Annotated in this window: 23 protein-coding genes; 16 read left to right on the plus strand and 7 right to left on the minus strand. The window is 71.7% G+C overall.

All coding sequences use genetic code 11. From position 1 onward, the window contains the following. Window positions 1–50: 50 nt before the first annotated feature. Window positions 51–794 carry an SDR family oxidoreductase gene (locus tag ACH4YL_RS05115; protein ID WP_398504964.1) on the minus strand — a complete coding sequence of 248 codons (744 nt, stop codon included), beginning with the start codon at window positions 792–794 and terminating at the stop codon, window positions 51–53. A 140-nt stretch (window positions 795–934) separates the two neighbouring features. On the opposite strand from ACH4YL_RS05115, the gene ACH4YL_RS05120 reads away from it, so the two are divergent. Together ACH4YL_RS05120 and ACH4YL_RS05125 are read left to right on the plus strand one after the other, a co-directional pair. Continuing rightward, window positions 935–1618: a helix-turn-helix domain-containing protein gene (locus tag ACH4YL_RS05120; RefSeq protein WP_398505602.1), complete on the plus strand. Its 684-nt coding sequence runs from the start codon at window positions 935–937 to the stop codon at window positions 1616–1618. Window positions 1619–1628: 10 nt separating this feature from the next. Continuing rightward, a complete protein-coding gene (locus ACH4YL_RS05125; protein ID WP_398504965.1) occupies window positions 1629–2462 on the plus strand; it encodes a helix-turn-helix transcriptional regulator in 834 nt (277 codons plus the stop codon). A 4-nt stretch (window positions 2463–2466) separates the two neighbouring features. On the opposite strand, the gene ACH4YL_RS05130 is transcribed toward ACH4YL_RS05125, so the two are convergent. Further along, window positions 2467–3732 (minus strand): MFS transporter, encoded by a 1266-nt coding sequence (locus ACH4YL_RS05130; RefSeq protein WP_398504967.1) that lies wholly within the window; start codon window positions 3730–3732, stop codon window positions 2467–2469. Window positions 3733–3837: 105 nt separating this feature from the next. Here ACH4YL_RS05130 and ACH4YL_RS05135 point away from each other — a divergent pair, with 105 nt between their 5' ends. The 6 genes from ACH4YL_RS05135 to ACH4YL_RS05160 are packed head-to-tail and all read left to right on the plus strand — an operon-like array spanning window position 3838 to window position 9572. Beyond that, window positions 3838–4851: an ABC transporter substrate-binding protein gene (locus tag ACH4YL_RS05135; protein ID WP_398504968.1), complete on the plus strand. Its 1014-nt coding sequence runs from the start codon at window positions 3838–3840 to the stop codon at window positions 4849–4851. Next, complete coding sequence (locus tag ACH4YL_RS05140) at window positions 4841–5953, plus strand: FecCD family ABC transporter permease (RefSeq protein ID WP_398504970.1); 1113 nt, start codon at window positions 4841–4843, stop codon at window positions 5951–5953. Before ACH4YL_RS05135 ends, ACH4YL_RS05140 begins: the two co-directional genes overlap by 11 nt. Next, window positions 5950–6765, plus strand: coding sequence for an ABC transporter ATP-binding protein (locus ACH4YL_RS05145; RefSeq protein ID WP_398504972.1), 816 nt, complete (start codon window positions 5950–5952; stop codon window positions 6763–6765). The genes ACH4YL_RS05140 and ACH4YL_RS05145 overlap by 4 nt, the downstream gene beginning before the upstream one ends. Beyond that, window positions 6762–7580, plus strand: a complete 819-nt coding sequence (locus ACH4YL_RS05150) for a Rossmann-like domain-containing protein (protein WP_398504974.1) — start codon at window positions 6762–6764, stop codon at window positions 7578–7580. Before ACH4YL_RS05145 ends, ACH4YL_RS05150 begins: the two co-directional genes overlap by 4 nt. Then, complete coding sequence (locus ACH4YL_RS05155; RefSeq protein ID WP_398504976.1) at window positions 7577–8641, plus strand: GHMP kinase; 1065 nt, start codon at window positions 7577–7579, stop codon at window positions 8639–8641. The genes ACH4YL_RS05150 and ACH4YL_RS05155 overlap by 4 nt, the downstream gene beginning before the upstream one ends. Continuing rightward, window positions 8562–9572 carry a pyridoxal-phosphate dependent enzyme gene (locus ACH4YL_RS05160; protein WP_398505604.1) on the plus strand — a complete coding sequence of 337 codons (1011 nt, stop codon included), beginning with the start codon at window positions 8562–8564 and terminating at the stop codon, window positions 9570–9572. Before ACH4YL_RS05155 ends, ACH4YL_RS05160 begins: the two co-directional genes overlap by 80 nt. A 172-nt stretch (window positions 9573–9744) precedes the next feature. Here the strand turns inward: ACH4YL_RS05160 and ACH4YL_RS05165 are convergent, their stop codons facing one another. After that, complete coding sequence (locus ACH4YL_RS05165) at window positions 9745–10278, minus strand: DM13 domain-containing protein (RefSeq protein ID WP_398504978.1); 534 nt, start codon at window positions 10276–10278, stop codon at window positions 9745–9747. Between the two features lie 224 nt (window positions 10279–10502). On the opposite strand from ACH4YL_RS05165, the gene ACH4YL_RS05170 reads away from it, so the two are divergent. Both ACH4YL_RS05170 and ACH4YL_RS05175 read left to right on the plus strand, forming a co-directional pair. Beyond that, entirely contained in the window at window positions 10503–12668 is a 2166-nt protein-coding gene (locus tag ACH4YL_RS05170) for an NPCBM/NEW2 domain-containing protein (RefSeq protein ID WP_398504979.1), read from the plus strand. Between the two features lie 102 nt (window positions 12669–12770). Then, a complete protein-coding gene (locus ACH4YL_RS05175) occupies window positions 12771–13871 on the plus strand; it encodes a magnesium and cobalt transport protein CorA (RefSeq protein WP_398505606.1) in 1101 nt (366 codons plus the stop codon). 24 nt (window positions 13872–13895) lie between these two features. Here the strand turns inward: ACH4YL_RS05175 and ACH4YL_RS05180 are convergent, their stop codons facing one another. Continuing rightward, on the minus strand, window positions 13896–14033 hold the full coding sequence (locus ACH4YL_RS05180) for a hypothetical protein (RefSeq protein WP_398504980.1): 138 nt from the start codon (window positions 14031–14033) through the stop codon (window positions 13896–13898). An 85-nt stretch (window positions 14034–14118) separates the two neighbouring features. On the opposite strand from ACH4YL_RS05180, the gene ACH4YL_RS05185 reads away from it, so the two are divergent. Further along, window positions 14119–15402 carry an alpha/beta family hydrolase gene (locus tag ACH4YL_RS05185; RefSeq protein ID WP_398504982.1) on the plus strand — a complete coding sequence of 428 codons (1284 nt, stop codon included), beginning with the start codon at window positions 14119–14121 and terminating at the stop codon, window positions 15400–15402. Here the strand turns inward: ACH4YL_RS05185 and ACH4YL_RS05190 are convergent. The 3 genes from ACH4YL_RS05190 to ACH4YL_RS05200 all read right to left on the minus strand — a co-directional run bounded on the left by ACH4YL_RS05190 (window position 15389) and on the right by ACH4YL_RS05200 (window position 18467). Continuing rightward, window positions 15389–15568 carry a hypothetical protein gene (locus tag ACH4YL_RS05190; RefSeq protein WP_398505608.1) on the minus strand — a complete coding sequence of 60 codons (180 nt, stop codon included), beginning with the start codon at window positions 15566–15568 and terminating at the stop codon, window positions 15389–15391. The genes ACH4YL_RS05185 and ACH4YL_RS05190 overlap by 14 nt on opposite strands. Before the next feature lie 117 nt (window positions 15569–15685). Next, entirely contained in the window at window positions 15686–16228 is a 543-nt protein-coding gene (locus ACH4YL_RS05195) for a PadR family transcriptional regulator (protein ID WP_398504983.1), read from the minus strand. A 205-nt stretch (window positions 16229–16433) separates the two neighbouring features. Then, window positions 16434–18467, minus strand: a complete 2034-nt coding sequence (locus tag ACH4YL_RS05200) for an FAD-dependent oxidoreductase (protein ID WP_398504985.1) — start codon at window positions 18465–18467, stop codon at window positions 16434–16436. 195 nt (window positions 18468–18662) lie between these two features. On the opposite strand from ACH4YL_RS05200, the gene ACH4YL_RS05205 reads away from it, so the two are divergent. The 5 genes from ACH4YL_RS05205 to ACH4YL_RS05225 all read left to right on the plus strand — a co-directional run bounded on the left by ACH4YL_RS05205 (window position 18663) and on the right by ACH4YL_RS05225 (window position 25171). Then, the gene (locus ACH4YL_RS05205; protein ID WP_398504987.1) at window positions 18663–19250 is read left to right on the plus strand and encodes a hypothetical protein; all 588 of its coding nucleotides are present in this window, start codon (window positions 18663–18665) and stop codon (window positions 19248–19250) included. Window positions 19251–19296: 46 nt separating this feature from the next. Beyond that, entirely contained in the window at window positions 19297–20079 is a 783-nt protein-coding gene (locus ACH4YL_RS05210) for a hypothetical protein (RefSeq protein ID WP_398504989.1), read from the plus strand. A gap of 131 nt (window positions 20080–20210) precedes the next feature. Then, window positions 20211–21305 (plus strand): LLM class flavin-dependent oxidoreductase, encoded by a 1095-nt coding sequence (locus ACH4YL_RS05215; protein ID WP_398504991.1) that lies wholly within the window; start codon window positions 20211–20213, stop codon window positions 21303–21305. Between the two features lie 5 nt (window positions 21306–21310). Further along, window positions 21311–21931, plus strand: a complete 621-nt coding sequence (locus ACH4YL_RS05220) for an FMN reductase (RefSeq protein ID WP_398504993.1) — start codon at window positions 21311–21313, stop codon at window positions 21929–21931. An 87-nt stretch (window positions 21932–22018) separates the two neighbouring features. After that, entirely contained in the window at window positions 22019–25171 is a 3153-nt protein-coding gene (locus ACH4YL_RS05225) for an ATP-binding protein (protein WP_398504995.1), read from the plus strand.

The following is a 25171-nucleotide window of genomic DNA, read 5'->3' on the forward strand; positions in this document are numbered from 1 at the left end:
CTCCTTGTCGACGTTGTCGTGCAGGGGTGGTCACAGTCGTGCAGGGGTGGTCAGACGATGCCGCCGTTGGCGCGGACGACCTGGCCGTTGATCCAGCGGCCGGGCCCGGCGAGGAAGGCGACGACCTCGGCGATGTCCTCGGGCGTGCCGAGGCGTTCCAGCGGCGGCTGCGCGGCCATCCGCGCGACGGTCTCCTCGTCCTTGCCGTCGAGGAACAGCGCGGTGGCGGTCGGTCCGGGTGCGACGGCGTTGACCGTGATGTCCTTGCCGCGCAGTTCACGGGCGAGGATCAGGGTCAGCGCCTCGACGGCTCCCTTGCTCGCGGCGTAGGCGGCGTACGTCGGCATGTTGAGTCCGAGCACCGACGTGGAGAAGTTGATGACCGCTCCGCCGGGGCGCAGCCGGCGCGCGGCCTGCTGGTTGACGACGAAGGTGCCGCGGATGTTGGTGCGGTGCATCCGGTCGAGCGCGTCGAGGTCGAAGTCGGCCAGCGGCCCCAGGACCATCGTCCCGGCCGCGTGCACGACCACGTCCACGCCGCCGAAGGCCTGCTCGGCGGCGTCGAACAGCGCCTCCACCGCCTTCTCGTCGGCCACGTCGGCGCGCACGGACAGAGCCCGGCCGCCGGCCTCGCTGATCGCGGCGACCGCGGACTCGGCCTCCGCCTGGTTCCCGGCGTACGCGATGGCGACCGCGTAGCCGCCCGCGGCGAGATGTTCCGCGGTACGGCGGCCGATGCCGCGCGAGCCGCCGGTCACGATCGCCACACGAGTGCTGTCCGGCGCTGTAGTCATCGTGTCGGTCCTTCCGGAAGGGGTCGTCGGTGCTGGTGACATCGACGATCCCCGCGGCGGCGGACGGCAGCGAGAGTGCTTCTTACCCTGGGGACGGCACCACCTGGTTCGGATCCGCGCGCTCGCGGACACTCGAAGGCATGGAACTCGGCCACTTCGTGCGGACCCGCCGCGCAGCGCTGCGTCCCGCCGACGTCGGTCTGGCGGGCGGGCCCCGCCGCCGTGTGCCGGGCCTGCGGCGGGACGAGGTCGCGCGGCTCGCCGGTCTCTCGCCCGGCTACTACGCCCGGATCGAGCAGGGCCATGAGCGCCGCCCGTCCGCCGCCGCGCTCGCGGGAGTGGCCCGCGCGCTGCGGCTGAACCGGGACGAGCACGATCTGCTGTTCCGGCTCACCGGCCGTACGCCCGCGCTCGAACGGCATGTGGAACCGGCCCTGCTCACGCTGCTCGACCGGCTCGCCGACCTGCCGGCGCTGATCACGACGGGGGACGACGAGGTGCTCGTACGCAACGGTCCGGCGCGGGCGCTGCTCGGCCACCGGCCCACGGCCCGCATCGCCGCCGACGGACCGGCCCGCGTACGGCTCGTCCATCCCGCGCTCGGACCGCTGGAGCTGGACCGCGGCAGCCTGCTGTCCGCGGACGGCGGCCAGCGGCTGGTCTGGTTCACCGCGCCGCCGCTCGGCCCGGCGGCCGATCTGCTGCGCCTGCTCACCGTGATCGGCACCCAGGAGCTGCACGCAGTCGGCTCGGACATCGGCTCGGACGTCGGCCCGGATATCCGCCCGGATATCGGCTCTGGCAACCGCGATCAGAGGATGTGACGATTCCGCCATGGACCGGAAGGAACTCGGCAGCTTCCTCAAGACCCGCAGGGCGAAGATCCGTCCGGCCGACGCGGGACTGCCCGAAGGCACCCGCCGCCGGGTCTCCGGCCTGCGGCGCGACGAGGTCGCCCTGCTCTCCGGGATGTCCACCGACTACTACATCGAGCTGGAACAGGGCCGCGGCCCCCGGCCCTCCGAGCAGATGCTCACCGTGATGGCCCGCGCGCTGCGGCTGACCGCCGACGAGCGCGACTACCTGTTCCGGCTGGCCGACTACGCGCCGCCGGTCTCGCCCGCCACCGAGCAGGTCCGTCCGCGGCTGCGCGATCTGCTCGACCGGCTCGCCGACACCCCGGCGCTGATCATCACGGATCTGCACGAGGTCCTCGAACAGAACGCCCTGGGCGCCGCGTTGCTCGGCCCGCACAACATCGGCCCCTGGCCACAGGGCAGTTTCGCGTACCAGTGGTTCACCGATCCGAACTCCCGAGGCATCTATCCGCAGGAGGACCACGACACCCAGTCGCGGGCGTTCGCCACGGATCTGCGCGCCGCGCTGGCCCGGCGCGGCAACGACCGGGCCACCGCGGAGCTGATGAACCGGCTCTGCGCGGAGAGCGAGGAGTTCGCGGCCCTGTGGAAGGCGCACGACGTCGCCGTGCGGCACAGCGACCGCAAGCGGATCGTGCACCCGGAGCTCGGCGTCGTCGACGTGTACTGCCACAACATGCCGACGGACGACGGCCGTCAGCGCCTGCTGTGGTTCGCGCCGGTGCCGGGAACGGCGTCCGGCGGGCAGCTCGAAGCGCTCACGGCGTCGGCCGGCGGGCGCCGGGCCTGACGGTTCAGGCGGACGCGGCCCCGGTCCGCGCCTCAGTACGGGAGAAGTTCCGGGCCGTCGGCACCAGGGCCGCCGCGGCCGGTGCGAGGAAGCAGATCAGCGCGCACGCCCCGAGCACCGGGCGGACTCCGAAGGCGTCGATGGCCGGGGCGATCAGGGCGAGGCCGACCGGGGCGAGACCGTAGGAGAGCATGAAGTCCAGCGAGGAGACCCGGGCCAGTTTGTCCGGTTCGACCTCTCGCTGAGTGGCCGTGAACCAGGGCACGTTGAAGAGTTCGATGCCGATTCCGGCGACGGCGTACGCGCCGATCACGACGGCGGGATGCACCGGCAGCATCAGACTGAGCGGCGCGAATCCGTACAGAGCGAGCCCGGCGAACGCCGCCCAGCCCTGTGCGCGCGGCCGCCAGCGCGCGATCACCAGCGCTCCGCCGAGTGCGCCGACGGTGTAGGCGGTCATGGCCGCCGCGAGCACCACTTCGGTGTCGTACCGGTCGCGGCTGATCAGCGGCAGGGCGACGCCGGTGGCGGAGTATCCGGTCGCGATGACGGCGGTGAGCGCGGCGAGACCGGCCAGGAACCACGGATGCCTGCGGGCCTCGCGTATGCCGTCGATGAACTCGGCCCGGAACGAGGCGCGTTGCACCGGCCCGGCCGGCGCGTCCTGCGGGCCGGGACCCGGCACGAGCGCCGCGACCAGCCAGAGCAGACCGATGCCGAGCAGCAGCGCCCGGATGTCGAGCACCACGGCGAGCAGCGCGGTCAGCGCGGGTCCGGCGAGCGTGGTGACCCGTACGGACAGGGTCATCGCGGCATTGGCCTGCTGCCTGCGCCCGCCGTCCACCACCTCGGCGGTGAGCGCCTGGAACGCCGGCCGGCACGCGCCCTGACCCGCTCCGGCCAGCGCCGCGGCCGCGGCCATCAGCAGCAGCGAGCGGCCGAGCCCGGCGGCGAGCAGCGGAGCCGCGGTCGCGGCGGCGAGCGCGGACCACAGGACGACCGCACGGCGTGAGTGCCGGTCGGCCAGCACCCCGCCCACGGCGACCGCGGCGAGGAATCCGGCGGTACGGGCCGCGAGCAGCAGACCGAGCGCGGCGGGCGAGAGCGTCCGGTCGAGGACCGCGAGGCCGAGGACGAAGGGCAGTGCCCAGGTGGCCAGACCCGAGGCCGTCGTACCTGTCCAGAGCCGCAGGAACGCGGTGTCGAGAAGGACGGAACGCGCGGGCGGCGGCTCGGTCTTGGAGGCGGCCGGTGCGGGCGAAGTCGCCACGGTGTGAGCTCCCGTCGGTAGCTTAATGAAAATGATTACCGTTACAGTACCCCTTGCCTCCGGTCGCTCCAGACCGGTGCGCGTCCGCGAACCACCGGAGGATTCATGCGTCAGCCCGTCCGCATCGGCACAGCCCTGGCACTCGTTCTCGCGACAGCGGGCTGCTCGGCCCAGGCCGGCGGCTCCGGCCCGGCGGACAAGGCCGCCGCCGCAGCGAAGACGACCGTCACCAGCTGCGGCCAGAAACTGTCCTTCGCCAAGCCGCCGCAGCGGGCCGTCACGCTGGACCAGGGCGCGACCGAGACGCTGCTGGAACTCGGCCTCACCGACCGGATGGCCGGCACGTCCAATCTGAAGACGAAGATGCCGGAGCAGTACCGGGCCGCGTACGCGAAGGTCCCGGTGCTCAACCCGAAGATCATCACCGGCGAGCAGCTGCGCGCCGCCACCCCTGACGTCGTCGTCGCGTCCTTCGCCGATCTGTACGCGAAGGACCGGGCGGGCACCCGCGAGGAGCTGAGCTCGCTCGATGTGCCCTCGTACGTCAGCGCCGTTGAGTGCCCAGAGCAGAGCGGACCCGGCAGCACGCCGTTCGACCTGCTCTTCCAGGACTACGAGAACCTCGGGAAGATCTTCGGCGTCGAGGACCGGGCCGCCGCGCTCGCGAAGGAGCAGCGGACCGCCGTCGAAAAGGCGGCCGCGGCCGGCGCGAAGGTCAAGGACAGGCCGACCGTCGTGTGGGTGTACTCCGTCTTCAACGGCGCGCCGTACGTGGCCGGAAAGAGCGCGCTGCCCAGCGCGATGAGCTCGATCGCAGGCGCGAAGAACGCCTTCGACGACGTTGCCGAGGACTGGCCGGAGGTCTCCTGGGAGGAGATCGCCGAGCGGGACCCGGACTTCATCGTGCTCGGCGACCTCTCCGAGCGCGGGCGGCCCGGCGACAGCGCCGACGAGAAGCGGGCGCTGATGCGCAAGGACCCGCTGGTGTCGAAGCTGACCGCGGTGCGGGAGAACCGGATCATCGAGGTGCCCGGTGTCGAGATGGACCCGTCGGTGCGCTCCGTCAACACCCTTGGCCTGCTGGCGAAGGGCATGAAGGACCTCGGGTATGTCCGCTAGTTCTCCGGTCCCGGCCAGGGTGGATCTGCTGCATCCGGCGGCGCGCGCGGAGCCCGTTCCCGTACGGGACTCCGTACCGGCCACCGGGCGTTCGGCGCTGTCGCAGGCCGCGCTGTTCCTGCTCGGCGCGGCGGCGCTGCTCGCGTCCGTCGCGGTGTCCGTACGCGTCGGCACCACCGACATCGGATACGCCGACGTGGCCAGGACCTTCGGCTTCCGTCTCGGCCTGGACGTCGAGCCGTTGCCGCGGCTCGTCGACTCGCTGATCTGGGATCTGCGCCTGCCGCGCGTGCTGATGGCGGCGCTGGTCGGCGCTTCGCTCGCGGTGTGCGGCGCCGTGCTGCAGGCCGTGACCCGCAACGCGCTCGCCGACCCGTATCTGCTCGGAGTGTCGTCGGGAGCCTCGACCGGGGCCGTGGCGGTGGTCGTCCTCGGCATCGGGGCGGGCTCGCTGGGCGTGGCGGGCGGGGCGTTCGCCGGCGCGCTGCTGTCGTTCGGGCTGCTGATGCTGCTGCTGCGGCGCTCCGGCCTGGACTCGATGCGGATCGTGCTGACCGGAGTGGTCGTCGGCCAGCTCTTCACCGCGCTGACCTCGCTGGTGCTGATGGCCGCGGGCGACGCGGACAGCACCCGCGCGATCACGCACTGGCTGCTCGGCTCGATGGCCCCGTCCCGCTGGGACTCCGTCGCCGTCTGCGCCGCCGTCACGCTGGCCGGGCTCGCCGTGGTCTGGCTGTACGCGAACGCGCTCGACAGTTTCTCGTTCGGCGCCGACACCGCGTCCTCGCTGGGCATCGACGTACGCGCGACGCGTGCCGTGCTGCTTGTGGTGACCGCGGTCCTGACCGCCGTGGCCGTCGCCTCCGTCGGCGCGATCGGCTTCGTCGGGCTGATCGTGCCGCACGGCATCCGCTTCCTGACGGGGCCGCTGCACCGGACGCTGCTGCCGTACTCGGCGCTGGCCGGCGCGGTCTTCCTGGTGTGGACGGACGCTCTCGCCCGGGTCGCGTTCGCGCCGCAGGAGGTCCCCGTCGGAGTGTTCACGGCGCTGCTCGGCGTGCCGCTGTTCCTGCTCGTCCTGCGCAAGCGAGGTGAGCTGTGAGGATCAGCGCGGAACGACTGAGCTGGTCGGTGGACGGCACGACCGTCGTACGCGATGTCGGCCTGGACATCGCACCCGGCGAGACCGTCGCACTGCTCGGGCCCAACGGGTCGGGAAAGTCCTCGCTGTTGCGCTGCATCGCGGGTCTGCGCGCCCCGTCCGCAGGCACGGTCCGCTACGACGGCGAACCGATACGGGAGTGGAGCGCGCGCCGGATCGCGCAGCACGTCGCCTTCGTCGAACAGGCCGCGGACATCGACAGCGATCTGCGCGTCGCCGACGTCGTCGGCCTCGGCCGCACCCCGTTCCGGGACCGCTGGCGCGGCCAGGGCGCCGCCGACCGCGCGGTCGTCGCGGCCGCGCTCGACCGGGTCGGACTCACCGCGCTCGCCACACGCGAGTGGAAGGCGCTGTCCGGCGGCGAGCGTCAACGCGCCCATATCGCACGGGCCCTGGCCCAGCAGCCGTATGCCGTCCTGCTGGACGAGCCGACCAACCACCTCGACGTACGGCACCAGCTGGAGCTGATGGATCTGCTGGCCGGCACCGATCAGACCGTGCTGGTCGCGCTGCACGATCTGTCGCTGGCCGCGCGGTACTGCGACCGGCTGCTGCTGATGCACCGCGGTCGGCTGGTCGCCGCCGGCCCGCCGAAGGACGTGCTGACGCCGGAGCTGCTCGCCGAAGTCTTCGAAGTGGACGCGGAGATCGGCCCGGACACCCTCGGCAATCCGGCGGTCGCCTACCGCGGCGTCGCGCCCCGAGCCTCCCTTTTCAACGAGCTCAACAAGCCCCACAAGGAGTCCCAGTGAAGAACGTCGACGAGCTGCTGACCGCCGTACTGGCCGGAGAGCTCGGGACGCCGCCCGCCGAGCTGACCGCGACCAGCGTGTTCTGGATACATCACGGCACGCGACTGGCGGGCGGCGACACCACCTACCTCAACCAGTACGTCCTCGTACGGCTCGGCGGCTCCTTCGGCGGCTGTGCCTTCGAGGCTGGTGAGATCGATCCGGCGATCTGTCGCGACTCGTCCGGCATCACCATGGACGTACTGCTGCGGGAAGCGCCCCGCCCGCTGCGGATCGCCGCGCTCGACGCGTATCTCGCCGAGACGCGCCCGCACCGGGATGCCGGTGCGGCCGGTGACGCCGAGCCGGTGGCGCTGCCCGCCGGGCCGCCGGAAGTTCGGGCGCGTGCCCGGGACGAGGCCGTCGCCGGGCTCCTCGACATCCGGGACGGCGCGAAGGTCGCGCTGATCGGTGTCGTCAATCCGCTGGTGGCGGCGATCCGTGAGCGCGGCGGGGTGCCGCTGCCGTGCGACTTCAACCTCCGCACGACGCAGTGGGGCGACCCGGTCACCAAGGACATGGACGAGGTGCTGGAGCGGGCCGATGCGGTTGTCGCCACCGGAATGACGCTCAGCAACGGCTCGTTCGACACGATCCTCACGCGCTGCCGCGACAGCGAGCTGCCGCTGGTCGTCTACGCACAGACCGGCAGCGCGGTGGCCCGTGCCTTCCTCGGCCACGGGGTGACCGCGCTGTCCGCGGAGCCGTTCCCGTTCTCCCAGTTCAGCGCCGAGCCGACGGCGCTGTACCGCTACCGCGCCACCAGCGGCTCATGACGGCGGACACCCGCCGTGCCGGCGCCGATGTCGTGAGCCGCGGCAGGGGGTACGCGTCCTGTCACCACGGCGAGATCCTGCAGGGCGTCTTCCTCGACGGCCGCGGGCGGCGCCGCGCCGGCCTGGTCACGCTGCCGATGTACGGACTCGGCACGACGGCCGAGTTCGTACGCCGGCCGGGCACGGACCTCTCGGTCGTACCGGCCGACCGCACCAAGGCGCTGCGGGCCGCGGGCCTCGCCGTCGAGGAGTGCGTGCGGCTCCTCGGTGGCCCGGCCTGCGGTGGTGAGTTGCGGCTGACCGCCGACGTACCCGTCGGTCTGGGCATGGGCTCGTCCAGCAGCGATGTCATCGCCGCGGTGCGCGCGGTCGCGGACGCGTACGGACTGCGGCTGCCGCCCCAAACCATCGCCGCACTCGCGGTCCGCGCCGAGCGGGCGTCCGATCCGCTGATGCTCGACGGGCGGCCGGTGCTGTTCGCCCAGCGCGAGGGACACGTCCTGGAAGTGCTCGGCGAGGCGCTGCCGCCGGTCGTCGTGGTCGGCTGCACGCTCGGCGGCGGGCGGCCTGTGGACACCCTGTCGCTGCCCGCCCGACGTTACGACGACGAGGAGGTACAGGCCTTCGAGCAGCTGCGCTCGGCGCTCCGGCGGGCGATCGCCGACCGCGATCCGGCACTGCTCGGACACGTCTGCACGGCCAGCGCGAAACGCGGCCAACGGACGCTGCGCCATGCCGAGTTCGACACACTCCGCCATGTCGCGCGGCGGACCGGCGCGACAGGAGTGCAGATCGCGCACAGCGGCAATGTGGCCGGGCTGCTGTTCGACCCGGCTGGTTCGGGCCTGCGCCGCCGGATGCGGCACTGCGTACACGCGCTGAACAGCAACGGCATTCCCGTCACCCGGACCTTCACGACCTTCACCACCACCGAGGAGATCCCGGATGGATCAGCAACTGGGCGCGCGGCCGAACGGCGCGATGGACGAGCACATCGCGGAGTCGATCGGCCGGCCGGACCTGATACGCCTCGACGACCGGCTCATATGTCTGCGCTTTGAGACCATGAAGGTCGTCTCCGCACTCGCCGCGGTACGGCACCTGCTCGACACCGGAGCCGTCCGCCGCGGCGACACGCTGCTCGACAGCTCCAGCGGTATCTACGCCTACGCGCTCGCACTGGCCTGCCACCGCTACGGGATGCGCTGCCACATCGTCGGCTCGACCACCGTCGACCACACGCTGCGCACTCAACTCGCGGTGCTGGGCGCGACGTTGGAACAGATGGAGCCGTGCAGCGACCTGAAGCTCGACCAGAAGCGGCGGGTCGCACGCGTGCGGGAGATCCTGCGCGAGCACCCGGACTACCACTGGATGCGCCAGTACCACGACGACATCCACTATCTCGGATACCGGGCCGTCGCCGACCGCATCCACCAGGAGACCGGCACCGACGAGCTCACGGTCGTGGGCGGCGTCGGCTCCGGGGCGTCCACCGGCGCGCTCGCCCGCTGTCTGCGGGAGCGTGCGCCGGGGGTCGGTCTGGTGGGCGTCCAGCCGTTCGGCAGCGTCACGTTCGGCAGCGAGCATGTCGCCGACCCCGAGATCATCATCGCCGGGATCGGCAGCTCCATTCCGTTCGGCAATGTCAATCATGATCTGTACGACACGGTGCACTGGACCGCCTTCGACGCGGCGCTCGCCGGCAGCGTGGATCTGCTGCGCAGGCATGCGGTCTTCGCCGGCCTGTCCACCGGGGCCGCGTATCTCACCGCCCGGTGGGAGCGCGACTGCGCGCCGGGGCGGACGGTGCTGTTCATCGCCGCCGACACCGGCCACCGCTATGTGGACTCGGTGTTCGCCCGCCACCGGGAGGCCGGCCGCATCGAGGACTTCGCGCCGCGTGCGGTGTCGTCCCAGGCGGAGCTGGCGCTGCCGTGGTCCCGGATGAGCTGGGACCGCGCACCGGCGCCCGGGCACGACAGGCCCTAGGGAGTGTCGTCAAAGTATCGCCGTCCGCCCGGAGGGCGGGGCATGCGGCGTCCGGTGCGTGCGATCGCAAGGCGCCGGTGCGCCCTCGTAGCGGAGCTACTTGGGCGTATCGGCAACGCAGCGAGCGTGCGTGCAGGGCGTCGCATGCCAGGCGAGACTTTGCGGACACGACCTAGACGCGGGAGAGTTCGGCCGCCCCGAAGGAGACGTCGAAGCGGTCGCACCAGATGCTCACGCTGTTGTAGTCGGACAGGTCGACGTCCCTCGGCAGCGCGTAGTTCTGGTCGCCCTTGTTGCCCTTCAGCTCGCCGAGGCTGAGGTGCGACTTGTCGTCGAACACGTGCCAGCCGGCCCGGCCCTCCTTCACCGGCGCGTCCGCGAGCAGGACGCGCAGGGCCGGGCCGTTGCTGGTGTCGAGGTTCTCCAGCCGCAGGACGTGTGAACCGTCGGCCAGGCGCACGATCTTGATGGAGCCGGTCGTCCTGTGCTCATGGCTGATCAGCTCGCCCGCCGCGACGGTCCGCGGTGCCGCGGCCGCGGCGCCTTGGTCCTGTGCCGCAGGCGCGGCGGCGGCCGGCAGTTCCTCTCGTACGGTCTCGTCGACCCAGAGCTTCCACGGCTGGAACCACAGGGCTCCGAAACCGGCCGCGACCAGGCCCAGCACGAGCAGCCCGATGACCACCGGCCGCCTCAGAATGGCTCGCATGTCTCTCGTCCCCCAGATCATGTGCGTGTGCGTTCTCCTGCCCGATTCAACGCGACGCGGAGCACGATCGGCTGCGGATGACCGGTGACGAAAGTCTTACGGCGGGCCCGCCGAGCTCCCGCCCTGACGGATGTATTGACATGTACCGGCCTTGGCGCTGGGATGTGGTGACTTTCGTTCGTCCCCGTTTACTTGTGTGCGACATTCACCCCACGGAGCCGCACGTGCGAACCGAACGACACTCCATCAGACCCTTCCGACAACGCCTCGTTGGCGTCGCCGCGGCCTTAGGTCTGGCCGCCGGCGCGCTCGTGACCACCCAGGCCGCCGCGGCCGAAGCCCCCGCGACACCCGCCGCGCCCGCGGCACCCGCGGCACCCGCCGCCGACAACGGCCTTGCCCGTACGCCCCAGATGGGCTTCAACAACTGGAACTCCACCCACTGCCGCGCCGAGTTCAACGAAGCCATGGTCAAGGGCGTCGCCGATGCCTTCGTGACCCAGGGCCTCAAGGACGCCGGCTACACCTACGTCAACATCGACGACTGCTGGGCCCTGCCGAACCGCGACGCGAGCGGCAATCTCGTTCCCGACCCGGTCCGCTTCCCGAACGGCATCAAGGCCGTCGCGGACTATGTGCACTCCAAGGGCCTCAAGTTCGGGATCTACTCCAGCGCAGGCACCAAGACCTGTGACGTACAGGGCTTCCCCGGCGGCCTCGGACACGAGCAGCAGGACGCCAACCTCTGGGCGTCCTGGGGCGTGGACTACCTGAAGTACGACAACTGCAACAACACCGGCGCCGACGCCCGGCAGCGCTACAAGGCCATGGCCGACGCGCTGAAGGCCACCGGCCGGCCGATCCTCTACAGCATCTGCGAGTGGGGCGAGAACCAGCCCTGGAACTGGGCCGCGGAGTACGGCAATTCCTGGCGCACCACCGGTGACATCTCCGACTCCTGGACCAGCATGATCAATATCGCCCACCGGAACCAGCCGCTCGCGCCGTACGCCAAGCCCGGCGCGTGGAACGACCCCGACATGCTCGAGGTCGGCAACGGCGGCATGACCGACACCGAGTACCGCACGCACTTCAGCCTCTGGGCGCAGATGGCCGCGCCGCTGCTCATCGGCAGCGATCTGCGCAGCGCCTCGCCCGCGACCCTGGCGATCCTGAAGAACACCGACGTCATCGCCGTCGACCAGGACAGCCTCGGCAAGCAGGGCACGGTGGTCTCCAGCTCCGGCGGTCTGGTCGTGATGTCCAAACCGCTGGCCGACGGCAGCCGTTCGGTGACGCTGACGAACGAGACGACATCGGCGAGGACGATCTCGACGACCGCCGACGCGATCGGGCTCGGCGGCGCGTCCTCGTACGCGCTCAAGGACCTCTGGACCAAGCAGACCAGCACCACGACGGGTGCCATCAGCGCCTCGGTGCCCGCGCACGGCACGGTCATGTACCGCGTGACTCCGGGCAGTCCGGTGCCGCCGCCGACCGGGGTCAACCAGCTCAGCGATCTGCCGTGGACATCGGCGGCGAACGGCTGGGGTCCGGTCGAGCGCGACCGCAGCAACGGCGAGCAGACGGGCGGCGACGGCCGCACGCTCACCATCGGCGGCACCACCTACGCCAAGGGCCTCGGCACCCACGCACCGAGCGACGTGACGTACCACCTGGGCGGCGCATGCCGGTCGTTGAGCGTCGACGTCGGGGTGGACGACGAGTCGACGGCGGGCGGGTCCGTGGTGTTCCAGATCTACCGGGACGACGCGTTGGTCGCGGACAGCGGAGTGCGCAGGGCGAGCGATCCGCCGACGCGGCTCACCGCGGACCTCAGTGGCGCGGCCAAACTGCGGCTGGTCGTCACCGACGGCGGCGACGGCATCGACTACGACCACGCCGACTGGGCCGACGCCGAACTGGCCTGCGGAAACGGCCCGTCGGCCGGCACGCACGCGCTGAGCGACCTGGCGTGGAGCGCGGCGGTGGGCGGCTGGGGTCCGGTCGAGCGGGACCGCAGCAACGGCGAGCAGCCGGCCGGCGACGGCCGCACGCTCACCATAGGCGGCACCACCTACGCCAAGGGCCTCGGCACCCACGCACCGAGCGACGTGACGTACTACCTCGGCGGCACGTGCTCCCGGCTCACCGTGAACGTCGGCGTCGACGACGAGTCGGGCGGATCCAACGGCTCGGTCGTCTTCCGGATCTACCGCGACGGCACACTGGCCGCGGACAGCGGCCGCGTCACGGGCGCGGACACGGCCAGGCCGCTGACGGCGGACCTCACGGGCGGCCTCGAACTGAGGCTGTCCGTCACGGACGCCACCGACGGCGGCAACTACGACCACGCCGACTGGGCGGGCCCCCAGCTGACCTGCGGGTAGTTGCGGTGTCCTGAATCCCGACCGCCGGGTGGGCCTTACGGTCCGCCCGGCGACCGGTGGCAGACTTGGGCTCGGTCGTCCGAAGGAGCCACCGCCGTGCCCATGATCCGCAAGCTGCGCCGCGTGATGCGCCGCGCCTACCGCCGTACCGTGGATCTGAGCCACCCCGCCCGTTCGCCGCTGGGCAGTTCGGTGGTCAACTGCGTGATCTACGAGGACGGTGTGCGCCAACCAGGCCAGCCCCCGGCCGACGAGGCGCTGCGCCTGGTCCGCAAGTCCGGACGCGCGTTCGTCTGGATCGGGCTCTTCGAGCCGACCGAGGCCGAGTTCGCCGGGATCGCCGAGCTGTTCGGGCTGCATCCGCTCGCCGTCGAGGACGCGGTGCAGGCGCATCAGCGGCCCAAGGTGGAGCGGTACGAAGGCATCGGCAAGAGCGCCGGCTCACTGTTCGCCGTCTTCAAGACCTGCCGGTATGTCGAGCACGACGAACTCACCGCCCACAGCGAGGTGGTCGACACCGGTGAACTCATGGTCTTCGTGGGCTCCGACTTCGTGATCACCGTCCGCCACGGCAGACACGGCTCCCTCGGACCGCTCCGCGAGGCCCTGGAGGCCGTGCCCGAGCAGCTGGCGAAGGGCCCGGCCGCCGTGCTGCACGCCATCGCCGACCAGGTCGTGGACGACTATCTCGCCGTTGTCGACGCCGTGCAGACGGACATCGACGACGTCGAGACCACCGTCTTCAGCGAACAGGCCGGCCGCGGCGACGCCGGCCGGATCTACCAGCTCAAGCGCGAACTGCTGGAGCTGAAGCGGGCCGTCGGGCCGCTGGACCGGCCGCTGTGGACACTGGCCACGACCCAACTGCCGCCGGTCGGCCCCGACATACAGCCGTACTTCCGTGATGTCGTCGACCATCTGGCCCGGATCAACGAGCAGATCACCGCCTTCGACGGACTGCTCGACTCCATTCTCCAGGCGCACCTCGCGCAGGTGACCGTCGCCCAGAACGAGGACATGCGCAAGATCACGGCATGGGCGGCGATCGTCGCCGTGCCGACGATGGTCTGCGGTGTGTACGGCATGAACTTCGAGCACATGCCGGAGCTGCGCTGGACGTACGGCTACTACCTCGTCCTCGGCGTCATGGCGACCGCCTGCGTCGTCATCCACCGCGCCTTCCGCCGCAACGGCTGGCTCTGAGGCGCAACCGGGCCGGACCTGGCGTCACTGCGCCGCGGGCCGGACCGCGGCCGTGCTGTTCCTGACCACCAGCCGCGTGCCCAGCTCGATCCGCGCCGGCTCACCCTCGGCGTCACCCTGACCGGTCCGGTTCGCCGGCTGGACCACACCCGCGAGCTGCATGCCCGCCTCAGCAGACAGGCTTAGGCTGGTGGGAGAGACGGTACGAGCGTGGTTCCTGTCTCCCCTGGGTTGGGGGTGAACCACTGTGCTGTTCACCGATCGCACCGATGCCGGGCTTCGGCTCGCCGAAGCGCTCCGGCACCTACAGACGGAGAAGCCCGTCGTCCTGGGGCTGCCCCGCGGCGGAGTCCCGGTGGCCTTCGAGGTGGCGCGGGCACTCGGCGCACCGCTCGATGTGATCGTCGTCCGCAAGCTCGGCGTCCCGTACCACCGGGAGCTCGGGTACGGCGCGATCGGCGAGGGCGGCGTACGGGTCATCAGCGAGGACATCGTCGCGCTCAGCCGGGTCGGGCGGGACGAGCTCGACGCGGTCGAGCGGGCCGAGGAGGCCGAGCTCGGGCGGCAGGCGAAGCGGTTCCGGGCGGACCGGCCGCGAGTGGCGACCGGCGGCCGGACCGTGATCGTCGTGGACGACGGCATCGCCACCGGCGCGACGGCCTCGGCCGCCTGCGAGGTCGTACGGGCACAGGGCGCGGCCCGCGTGGTGCTGGCCGTGCCGGTCGCGCCGCCGGACGCGGTCGAGCGGCTGCGCGCCGAGGCGGACGAGGTGGTGTGCCTGTCCACGCCACGCCTGTTCCGTGCGGTGGGCGAGTGGTACCAGGACTTCTCGCAGACCCCGGACGAGGAGGTCGTCGCGCTGCTCGCGCAGGCCACCGCGCCTGAGGCGGGCAGCATCGAGACCGCGGTGGAGCTGGATGCGGACGGGGTCCGGCTGGCCGGGGACCTCAGCAGGCCGGAGGGCGCGGAGGAGATGGTGATGTTCGCCCACGGCTCCGGCAGCAGCCGGCACAGCCCGCGCAACCGGAAGGTGGCCGGGGCACTGAACCGCGCGGGCCTCGGCACGCTGCTCTTCGACCTGCTCACACCGGCCGAGGAAGCCGACCGGGCCAATGTCTTCGACATCGCGACGCTGGCCCGCCGTCTCGCCGGCGCCACCGACTGGCTGCGCACCCGCGAGTCCGTCCCGATCGCCTACTTCGGTGCGAGCACCGGAGCCGCGGCGGCACTGGCGGCGGCCGCGTCCGCCGACGCGGACATCGCCGCCGTCGTCTCCCGCGGCGGCCGCCCCGACCTGGCGGGTGAACACCTCTCCGAGGTCCGCGCCCCGACGCTGCTCGTCGTGGGCGGCCGCGACACGCTGGTGCTCGAACTCAACCGGCACGCCCAGGCCGAACTGCGCTGCGAGAACCGGCTGGAGATCGTTCCCGGCGCCACGCACCTCTTCGAGGAACCGGGCGCTCTGGACCAGGTCGCGGATCTGGCCACGAACTGGTTCACCAGCCATCGCCTGCGCACTACGTCTGCGTGACGAACAGGCCCAGAGCGAGGACGGCGACCAGGCACCCGTACAGCGCGAGCGTCACCGAGCGCGCCTCGGCGGACGGGTCGCCGCCGCCGGCACGGGATAGGCGGAGAGCAGAAGTCGCCAGCATGGCGAGCGCGGCCGTGGTGAAGACGGCGATCAAGGAAACCATCACGCGGCGACGTTCTCACGGCCGGTCGGGACCCGCACTCCGGAGTACTCCGTCCCGGTGGGGCGGGCCGCGGCGGCAGCCTAGGTTGCCGCAACCCGGCGACCTCTTCGAGACGCTTCACACCGTCCGCGTGGGAAACTCCGCCAGCGCCTCGGTCAGCCACTTCGTCCAGAACGTCTCCAGCTCGATGCCGCCGCGCAGCACGATGTGCCGCAGCCGGTCCTGCTCGGTGCCCTGCCGTTCCGCCGGGAAGTCGCGTTCCTCGATCGCCAGATACTGCTCCAACTGCCGCTTGTGCAGCGCGAGATGACGTTCCAGCTCCGCGGCCATTCCCGCGCTGCCGACCACGCCCGCCGCGCGCAGCCGCAGCAGCAGCGGATCGCGGACCGGCCTCGGGTCCTCGGCCCTGGCCACCCATGCGGTCAGCTCGGCGCGGCCCGCGGGCAGCACCTCGTACTCCTTCTTCTGCCCGCGGGTCGGCTGCGCCGCCGGCAGTGCGCGGATCTGGCCGGCCTGCTCCAGCTTGCCCAGCTCGCGGTAGATCTGCTGGTGCGTGGCCGACCAGAAGTAGCCGATCGACTTGTCGAAACGGCGGGTCAGCTCCAGACCCGAAGAGGGCTTTTCGAGCAGCGCAGTGAGGATCGCGTGCGGCAGGGACATGGCCCGATCCTAGGTTCGGACGACAGGCGCTAGGGAGTGTCGGCAAAGTATCGCCGTCCGCCCGAAGGGCGGGGCATGCGGCGTCCGGTGCGTGCGATCGCAAGGCGCCGGTGCGCCCTCGTAGCGGAGCTACTTGGGCGTATCGGCAACGCAGCGAGCGTGCGTGCAGGGCGTCGCAGGCCAGGCGAGACGTTGCGGACACGACCTAGAGCGCCGCCGCCAGCCGGGTGCCCTGGTCGATGGCGCGCTTCGCGTCCAGCTCGGCCGCCACGTCCGCGCCGCCGATGAGATGCACGGAACGGCCGGCCGCGGCCAGTTCCTCGTACAGTCCGCGCTGCGGCTCCTGACCCGTGCACAGCACGACCGTGTCGACGGGCAGGACGGTGGTGGTGCCGTCCACCGTGACATGCAGCCCGTCGTCGTCGATCCGCTCGTACGTCGCCCCGGCCGTCATCGTCACGCCGCGGTGCTTGAGCTCCGTCCGGTGGATCCAGCCCGTCGTCTTGCCGAGGCCGGCGCCGACCTTGCTGCTCTTGCGCTGCAACAGATGCACGGAACGCGGCGGCGCGGTCCGCTTCGGCTCGGTCAGCCCGCCCGGCGCGCTGTAGGAGGTGTCGACGCCCCACTGCCGGAAGTACGTCTCGGCGTCGAGGCTCGCGCCCTCCCCGGCGTCGGTGAGGAACTCGGCGACGTCGAAGCCGATGCCGCCCGCGCCGACGACCGCGACCCGCTCGCCGACCGGAGCGCCGTCGCGCAGGACGTCGAGATAGCTGAGGACGCTCGGGTGGTCGACGCCCGGGATCTCGGGGATGCGCGGGCTGACGCCGGTGGCGACCACGATCTCGTCGTACGCGCCGGACTCGAAGGTGTCCGCGTCGACGCGGACACCGAGGCGGAGTTGCACGCCGTGCGTGTCGAGCTGCGTACGGAAGTACCGCAGCGTCTCGTTGAACTCCTCCTTGCCCGGGATCCGCTTGGCGATGTTCAGCTGCCCGCCGATCTCGTCGGCCGCGTCGAAGAGCGTGACCTCGTGGCCGCGTTCGGCCGCCGAGACCGCGCAGGCGAGCCCGGCGGGACCGGCGCCGACGACGGCGACGCGCAAGCGCCGCCGGGTCGGGAACAGCACCAGCTCGGTCTCGTTGCACGCGCGCGGATTGACCAGGCAGGAGGTGAGCTTGCCGCTGAAGGTGTGGTCCAGGCAGGCCTGGTTGCAGCCGATGCAGGTGTTGATGGTGTCGGCGCGGTCCGCCTCCGCCTTGGCGACGAAGTCCGGGTCGGCGAGGAACGGACGCGCCAGCGACACCATGTCCGCACGGCCGTCGGCGAGCAACTGCTCGGCGATCTCGGGGGTGTTGATGCGGTTGCTGGTGACGAGCGGCACGGACACCGAGCCCATCAGCTTCTTCGTCACCCAGCTGTACGCGCCGCGCGGCACCGAGGTCGCGATGGTCGGGATACGGGCCTCGTGCCAGCCGATCCCGGTGTTGATGATCGTCGCTCCGGCCGCCTCGATCTCCTTGGCGAGCGTGACGACCTCGTCGAGCGAGGAGCCGCCGGGCACGAGATCGAGCATGGAGAGCCGGTAGATCAGGATGAATTCGGCGCCGACGCGCTCACGGGTGCGGCGGACGATCTCCAGCGGCAGCCGGATGCGGTTCTCGTACGAGCCGCCCCAGCGGTCGGTGCGGTGGTTGGTGGCGCTCGCGATGAACTCGTTGATGAAGTAGCCCTCGGAGCCCATGATCTCGACGCCGTCGTACCCGGCGGACTGCGCGAGCGCGGCCGCCCGGACGAAGTCCTCGATCGTCTCCTCGACCTCGTCGTCGGTGAGCGCATGCGGGACGAACGGGCTGATCGGCGCCTGGATGGCGCTCGGCGCGACAAGATCGGCGTGGTACGCGTACCGCCCGAAGTGCAGGATCTGCATCGCGATCCGGCCGCCCGCGGCATGCACGGCGTCCGTCACGGTCCGGTGGCCCTCCGCCTCGGCCTCGGTGGTGAGCTTGGCGCCGCCCTCGTACGGCCGTCCCCGGTCATTGGGCGCGATGCCGCCGGTGACGATGAGCCCGACGCCGCCGCGGGCGCGGGCGGCGTAGAAGGCGGCCATCCGCTCGAACCCGTTCTCCGCCTCCTCGAGCCCGACGTGCATGGAGCCCATCAGGACCCGGTTGGGGAGCGTGGTGAAACCGAGGTCGAGGGGGCGCAGGAGATGGGGGTACGGGGTTGTCGTCTCGGGCATCGCGGAGGCCTCCTCGGGCGGGGTCGGTCGCTTTCTGTTGTAGCGGCCGCGAGATGTTTTTGCAACAAGGTGCAAAACCGTGAGCGAAACCTCACCCCGGACCCGCTCTCGGGCCGCCGATCCGACAAACGTGCCAATCATCCGTACGGGTGGAGTTGGTCGCCGCCCACGTCCGCGCGCCCATAGCGTGCCCCTGTGGCGGGATGGGAGCAGTTGAGCGCGCTGGGGATCGTGGCGATTCTCGGCACGCAGGGGGTCGCAACAGCGTCGGCGGACGAGCTCCCGCCGGCCGGCGGGCCGTGGCTCGAGCCGGTGTGCGCACTGGTGCTTGTCGAGGTGCCGCCGCCCGTACCGGTGTCGGTACAGGTCTCGATCGAGCTGTTCGGCGACTGCGCACCGCCGCCGGAACCGGCGCCGCCGCGGCCCGCACCTCCGGCGCCCGCGCCACCCGGCACACCCGCGCCCAGCACGCCGCCCCCGCCTCCGCCCGCGCCGGAGCCGGTGCAGCCGGCACGTCCCGAGCCGCCGGCCCCGACGCCGAAGACACCGGAGCCCGAGCCGTCGCCGGAGCCGGAACCGGAGACCGAGACGCCGACCGTCGTCGAACAGGCCGGCCCGCCGGCCGCCCCCCGTGCCGTACGCAACTACCGTCCCGCTCCCGGGCGGCGGGACGACGGCGGCACACCCCTCACGATCCTGATGCTGGTGACCAGCGTCCCGGCCGTGCTCGCGGCGGCCATGCTGCGCCCGCGCTCGGGGTCAGCCTCCTCCCGCCGCTCCTGAACCCACCGCCACACCCCCGCACCCCCCACCCTCACGGAGATCACTCATGTCGGAATGGCTGGTCCTGGCCCTCGCGATGGCCGCCGCCTGCGCCGTCGTCCTCGTCGTCACACTGCTCAGCCACCGGCTGAACCGGGCCGGATCGGTGGACGGCGAAGCGGCCGAGACCCCCGACGTCCTCGAGTACATGACGATGATGGTCGGCGTGGTGTACGCAATCGTGCTCGGTCTGGCGATCGCCGGCGTCTGGGAGGCCCGCAGCGCCGCACAGGACGACGTACGCCGCGAGGCACAGGCCCTGTACGAGGTCACCAAGCGCGCCGAGGTCTATCCGGCCGACGTCCAGGAAGGGCTGCGCGCGGACATCGACGAGTACGTCTCCCATGTCGTCCACCAGGAGTGGCCGCGGATGATCGACCGCAACGAGCTGTCCGGCCGGGGCGGCGAGCTGCTCGACGTCGTGCGCGCCGACATCGCGCAGCGGAAGCCGGCCGACGAGCTGGAGGCGCAGGCGTACCAGCCGATGCTCGACCAGGTCGCCATCGCGGACGACGCGCGCAACGCCCGCGCGGAGAACGCCGGTGAGACGCTGCCGGGCGTGGTGTGGTTCGGCCTGATCAGCGGCGCCCTGGTGACGATCGGGCTGATCTTCACGATGCAGATGGGCCGCTCGTCCCGGGAGCTGCTGCTCGCCGGTCTCTTCTCGGCGCTGATCGCGTTTCTGCTGTTCCTGGTGTGGGACTTCGACGCGCCGTTCGGCCGGTCGGGCTCCGAATCGGCGGATGCGTTCCGCGAGCTGTTCGCGAGCGCCGCGGGTACGGGCAGCTAGCCGCGAGTACGGGCCCGGATCCGGAGCCCCGGAGCAGAAGCCCCGGAATAGAAGGGCTGTGCCTCTCGTTGGCGCGTATGGTTCAATATTCAACCATCGAGGTTGAAGCCCTTACGCGAGAGGTGAGCTCCATGCAGTTCGGCATCTTCACCGTCGGCGACGTCACCACCGACCCGACCAACGGCCGCACGCCGAGCGAGCACGAGCGGATCAAGGCGACGGTCGCCATCGCCCGCAAGGCCGAGGAGGTCGGACTCGACGTCTTCGCGACCGGTGAGCACCACAACCCGCCGTTCGTCCCGTCGTCCCCCACCACGCTCCTCGGCTACATCGCGGCGCGTACCGAACGGCTGATCCTGTCCACCTCCACCACGCTGATCACCACCAACGACCCGGTGAAGATCGCCGAGGACTACGCGTACCTCCAGCACCTCGCCGAGGGCCGCGTCGACCTGATGATGGGCCGCGGCAACACCGGACCGGTCTATCCGTGGTTCGGCAAGGACATCCGCCAGGGCATACCGCTCGCCATCGAGAACTACGCGCTTCTCCACAAGCTGTGGAGGGAGGACGTCGTGGACTGGGAGGGCAAGTTCCGTACGCCGCTGCAGTCCTTCACCTCCACGCCGCGACCGCTCGACGGCGTGCCGCCGTTCGTCTGGCACGGCTCCATCCGCTCGCCGGAGATCGCCGAGCAGGCCGCGTACTACGGCGACGGCTTCTTCCACAACAACATCTTCTGGCCGATGTCCCACACCCAGAAGATGGTCGAGCTCTACCGGCAGCGGTACGCGCACTACGGACACGGCACGGCCGAGCAGGCCATCGTCGGCCTCGGCGGCCAGGTCTTCATGCGCAGGAACTCGCAGGACGCGATCAGCGAGTTCCGCCCGTACTTCGACAACGCGCCGGTCTACGGACACGGTCCGTCGCTGGAGGACTTCACCGAGCAGACGCCGCTGACCGTCGGCTCCCCGCAGCAGGTCATCGAGCGGACCCTCGGCTTCCGTGAGGCGGTCGGCGACTACCAGCGCCAGCTGTTCCTGATGGACCACGCGGGACTGCCGCTCAAGACCGTGCTGGAGCAGCTCGACATCCTCGGCGAAGAGGTCGTGCCGGTGCTGCGCAAGGAGTTCGCCAACCTGCGGCCGGCCGGGGTGCCGGAGACCGCGCCGCTGCACCCCGCCGTCCGCATCCCCGTCGCCGCTGCCGGCAAGGAGGCGTAACCGTCATGCAGACACTGAAGCTGGTCGCCGTTTCGGCCGGACTGAGCGTGCCGTCCTCGACCAGGCTGCTGGCCGACCGGCTCACCGAGTCCGTACGCAACCGGCTCGCCGAGCAGGCCACGGACGACGGGTTCGAGGTCGAGGTGACCGTCGTCGAACTGCGCGAGCTGGCCGTGCCGATCGCCAACCACCTGGTGACCGGGTTCCCGGCGCCGGCGCTCGGCGAGGCGATCGAGGCGGTGACTGAGGCCGACGGCCTGATCGCGGTGACGCCCGTCTTCGCGGCCTCGTACAGCGGTCTCTTCAAGTCGTTCTTCGACCTGATCGAGCCCGACGCGCTCACCGGCAAGCCGGTGCTGATCGCGGCCACCGGCGGCACCGCCCGGCACTCGCTGGTGCTGGAGCACGCCATGCGTCCGCTCTTCGCCCACCTGCGCGCCCTGGTCGTGCCGACCGCGGTGTACGCGGCGTCGGAGGACTGGGGCGGCACGGGCGACGCGCTGACGGACACGCTGCCGAACCGGATCGGGCGCGCGGGCGGTGAGCTCGCGGAGCTCATGGTCACGGCGTCCGCCAGGACGGCGCGCAGGACGGCCGATCCGCTGGCCGAGCTGCGCTTCACATAACCGGAGGGCCCGAACGCCGGAGGCGGCACAGGAACTCGCACGGATTCTCATGTGCGGGTTGTCAGTGCCGCCTCCTATGGTTTCGGCATGACCCCTGCACTGATCGGGCGTGACCACCCCGCAGGCGTCCTCCGCGCGGAGATCGGCCGGGCGACGGACAGCCACGGCGGCCTGCTGCTGGTCACGGGCGAGGCAGGGATCGGCAAGACCTCGCTGGTCACCGACGCCGCCGACGAGGCGCGGCGGCGCGGCGCGCTGGTACTCGGCGGCTCCTGCTGGGACTCGGAGAGCGCGCCGGGCTACTGGCCGTGGGTGCAGGTGGTGCGCGGACTGCGGCGCGGCGTCAGCCAGGACGAGTGGGCCGAGGCGGAGAAGGCGGCGGGCGGACGGCTCGCGGTGCTGCTCGGCGAGGCGTCCGGCGGGGCGTCCGGGGAGGACGACAAAGAGCCGTTCGCGGTGTACGACGCGGTGACGACCGCACTCGTCACGGTGTCCCAGAGCCGCCCGGTCATGGTGGTCCTGGACGATCTGCACTGGTCCGACCCCGCCTCACTGAAACTGCTCGAATTCGCGGCCCAGCACGCCTGGTTCGAGCGGCTGCTCCTGGTGGGGACGTACCGGGACGCGGAAGTGGAGACCCCCGACCATCCGCTCCAGCCGCTGATCCTCCCGCTCGCGGCGCGGGCGACGACGACGCTGACGCTGACCGGCCTGAAGCGGGACGAGGTCGGCTCGCTGATGACGCTCACGACGGGGCGCGAGCCGGCGGCGGCGCTCGTCGACGAGGTGCACCGGCGTACCGGCGGCAATCCCTTCTTCGTCGAGCAGACCGCGCGGCTCTGGCACGGCGGAAGCCCGGTCACGGCGGTCGCGCCGGGCGTGCGTGAAGCCGTGCGCAGGCGGCTGACGCTGCTGCCCGAGCCGGTCGGGGAGCTGCTGAACAGCGCCGCCGTGCTGGGGCGCGAATTCCGTCGCGGGGTGCTCGCCGTCGTGGCCGGTGCGCCCGTGCCGCATGTGGACCGGCTGCTGGACCGGGCCGTCGCGGCGCGGCTGGTGACCGTGCGTGAGGGCGGCCGGTTCGCCTTCGCGCACGATCTGGTGCGGGAGACGCTGTACGACTCGCTGGACGACGCGGACGCGCGGCGGCGGCACGGCACGGTGGTCCGGGCGCTGGACGGGGCTCCGGACATCGCGGACCAGGTCATCCCTGCCGACCTCGCGAGGCACGCATATCTGGCGGGCGACGAGCTGCCGGCCGAGCGCCGCACCGAGCTGCTGCTGACGGCGGCGCGGGACGCGTCGAGCAGGCTGGCCACCGAGGAGGCGGTCGGGCACTACCGGCGGGCGTTGGAGGTCGCGGAGGAAGGCGCGCGGGGCGGCGGCGAGGACGAGCCGTTGCAGCGAAGAGCCGCGCTGATCGCCCTCGACCTCGCCGGCGAGCTGCACCACTACGGCGCCGCGGAATCGGAGTCGTGGCCGGTCTTCGACCACGCCGCGGCCCTCGCGGACGAGGTCGGCGAGCCCGAACTGCTCGCCCGCGTCGCCATCACGCTGCATGTGCACGGTTCCCTGGCCGACGAACGGCGCCGGAAGCAGACGGCGGCACGGCTGCGGGAGGCCTACCGCGCGCTGGTCGGTGGCACCGCGGACGCCGAGGAGTTCAGTCCCGAACGGATCGCACAGGAGCTGGCCGTGCGGTACACCGCGCACGCCAGGCGCCTGGAGGACGACGAGGCCCTCGCCTTCGCGCTGTGGGCGCGGCACGACTCGATCTGGGGCCTCGGCACCGCCCAGGAGCGGATGGACCTCACGAGCGAGATGGCGGCGGTGGCGCGCCGTACCGCCAACCGCGACATGGAGTTCCACGCCACGGCGATGCGCTGGGTCACGATGCTCGAACTGGCCGACCCCCGCTATCTCGATCAACTGCGCACCTCACAGGCCGTCGCCGAGCGGCTCAAGGTGCGCCGCCTCGAACTGGGCAAGGCGGTCGACAAATGCCTGGTCGACGCGCTCACCGGCCGCTTCGACGAGGCCGAGGAACATCTGGCGGGCGTCAGCGTGCTCGGCCACGAGCACTCGCCGTTCGCCTTCATGTCGCTGCACATCGAATGGAGCCTGCGGCTGCTCCAGGGACGCGTCGGCGAGGCGGACGCGATCCTGGCGCAGCTGGAAGAGACGGCCCACCCGTATCCCGGGCTGCTGGAAGGAGTCACCGCGGCCGAGCGCGGCGACCGGGCGACCGCGCTGAGGCTGCTGTCCGAGCTGGACGCCGCGCCGGACCCGCTGCCCCGGGTGTTCGCGCCGCTGGGGATGCGGCTGCGGGCGCAGGCGGCGGCTCTTTCCGGGGACGAGGATCTCATCGCGGCGGCCTGGGCCGAGCTCGATCCGTACCGGGGCCAGTGGGTCGTTTCCCTGTACGGCTGCGACATCAGCGGCCCGGTCGACCTCTGGCTCGGCTTGCTGGACGCGGCGCGCGGCCGCTGGACCGAGGCGATCGACGAACTCACCGCGGCGATCGCCTCCGCGGACCTCCTCCGCGCCCGGCCCTGGGCGGTGCGCGCGAAGTCGGCCCTGGCGGGAGCGCTGCGCGCCCGCGCGACGGCCGGCGACGTCGCGCGGGCAGGGGCCCTGGCGGCGGAGGCGACACAGGAGGCGGAGTCCCTCGGCCTGCGACCGGCCGGGACTCCGCCGCCGCACGACGCGCCCGTACGGGACGAATTCCGCCGCGACGGAGCCGTCTGGGTCCTCACCTACCGCGACAGGCCCGTTCATGTCCCGGACGCCAAGGGCCTGCGCGACCTCGCCGTACTGCTCGCACGCCCGGGCACCGAGGTCCCCGCCGTCCGCCTGCTCGCCCCGGAGGCGGGCCAGGCATTCGGCGGGGACCCGGTGCTCGACGAGGAGGCCAAGTCGCAGTACCGGCGACGCCTCGAGCGCCTGGACGAGGAGATCGACCGGGCGGCGGAGCTGGGCGACACGCGCAGGGCCGATGAGTTCGACCGCGAACGATCGGCCCTGCTGGACGAGTTGCGCACGGCCGCCGGCCTCGGCGGCCGCACGCGCCGTCTCGGCGACGAGGCCGAGCGGGCCCGTAAGACGGTCACCGCCCGCATCCGCGACACCCTGCGCAGACTCGACGCGCTCCACCCCGAACTCGCCGCACATCTGCGGGAGTCCGTCACCACCGGTTCGTACTGCTCCTACCACCCGCCGCGGCCGGTCGACTGGCGTCTGTGA

It is taken from the genome of Streptomyces sp. NPDC020681 (assembly GCF_044334895.1).
In the GTDB taxonomy this organism is placed as follows: domain Bacteria; phylum Actinomycetota; class Actinomycetes; order Streptomycetales; family Streptomycetaceae; genus Streptomyces.

What these genes read in the sequence shown, in the direction of transcription:
- ACH4YL_RS05115 (WP_398504964.1), bottom strand. Translation starts at nt 794, where the DNA reads ATGACTACAGCGCCGGACAGCACTCGTGTGGCGATCGTGACCGGCGGC.
- ACH4YL_RS05120 (WP_398505602.1), top strand. Translation starts at nt 935, where the DNA reads ATGGAACTCGGCCACTTCGTGCGGACCCGCCGCGCAGCGCTGCGTCCC.
- ACH4YL_RS05125 (WP_398504965.1), top strand. Translation starts at nt 1,629, where the DNA reads ATGGACCGGAAGGAACTCGGCAGCTTCCTCAAGACCCGCAGGGCGAAG.
- ACH4YL_RS05135 (WP_398504968.1), top strand. Translation starts at nt 3,838, where the DNA reads ATGCGTCAGCCCGTCCGCATCGGCACAGCCCTGGCACTCGTTCTCGCG.
- ACH4YL_RS05140 (WP_398504970.1), top strand. Translation starts at nt 4,841, where the DNA reads ATGTCCGCTAGTTCTCCGGTCCCGGCCAGGGTGGATCTGCTGCATCCG.
- ACH4YL_RS05155 (WP_398504976.1), top strand. Translation starts at nt 7,577, where the DNA reads ATGACGGCGGACACCCGCCGTGCCGGCGCCGATGTCGTGAGCCGCGGC.
- ACH4YL_RS05160 (WP_398505604.1), top strand. Translation starts at nt 8,562, where the DNA reads ATGGACGAGCACATCGCGGAGTCGATCGGCCGGCCGGACCTGATACGC.
- ACH4YL_RS05165 (WP_398504978.1), bottom strand. Translation starts at nt 10,278, where the DNA reads ATGCGAGCCATTCTGAGGCGGCCGGTGGTCATCGGGCTGCTCGTGCTG.
- ACH4YL_RS05175 (WP_398505606.1), top strand. Translation starts at nt 12,771, where the DNA reads ATGATCCGCAAGCTGCGCCGCGTGATGCGCCGCGCCTACCGCCGTACC.
- ACH4YL_RS05180 (WP_398504980.1), bottom strand. Translation starts at nt 14,033, where the DNA reads ATGCAGCTCGCGGGTGTGGTCCAGCCGGCGAACCGGACCGGTCAGGGT.
- ACH4YL_RS05190 (WP_398505608.1), bottom strand. Translation starts at nt 15,568, where the DNA reads ATGGTTTCCTTGATCGCCGTCTTCACCACGGCCGCGCTCGCCATGCTG.
- ACH4YL_RS05195 (WP_398504983.1), bottom strand. Translation starts at nt 16,228, where the DNA reads ATGTCCCTGCCGCACGCGATCCTCACTGCGCTGCTCGAAAAGCCCTCT.
- ACH4YL_RS05200 (WP_398504985.1), bottom strand. Translation starts at nt 18,467, where the DNA reads ATGCCCGAGACGACAACCCCGTACCCCCATCTCCTGCGCCCCCTCGAC.
- ACH4YL_RS05210 (WP_398504989.1), top strand. Translation starts at nt 19,297, where the DNA reads ATGTCGGAATGGCTGGTCCTGGCCCTCGCGATGGCCGCCGCCTGCGCC.
- ACH4YL_RS05215 (WP_398504991.1), top strand. Translation starts at nt 20,211, where the DNA reads ATGCAGTTCGGCATCTTCACCGTCGGCGACGTCACCACCGACCCGACC.
- ACH4YL_RS05220 (WP_398504993.1), top strand. Translation starts at nt 21,311, where the DNA reads ATGCAGACACTGAAGCTGGTCGCCGTTTCGGCCGGACTGAGCGTGCCG.
- ACH4YL_RS05225 (WP_398504995.1), top strand. Translation starts at nt 22,019, where the DNA reads ATGACCCCTGCACTGATCGGGCGTGACCACCCCGCAGGCGTCCTCCGC.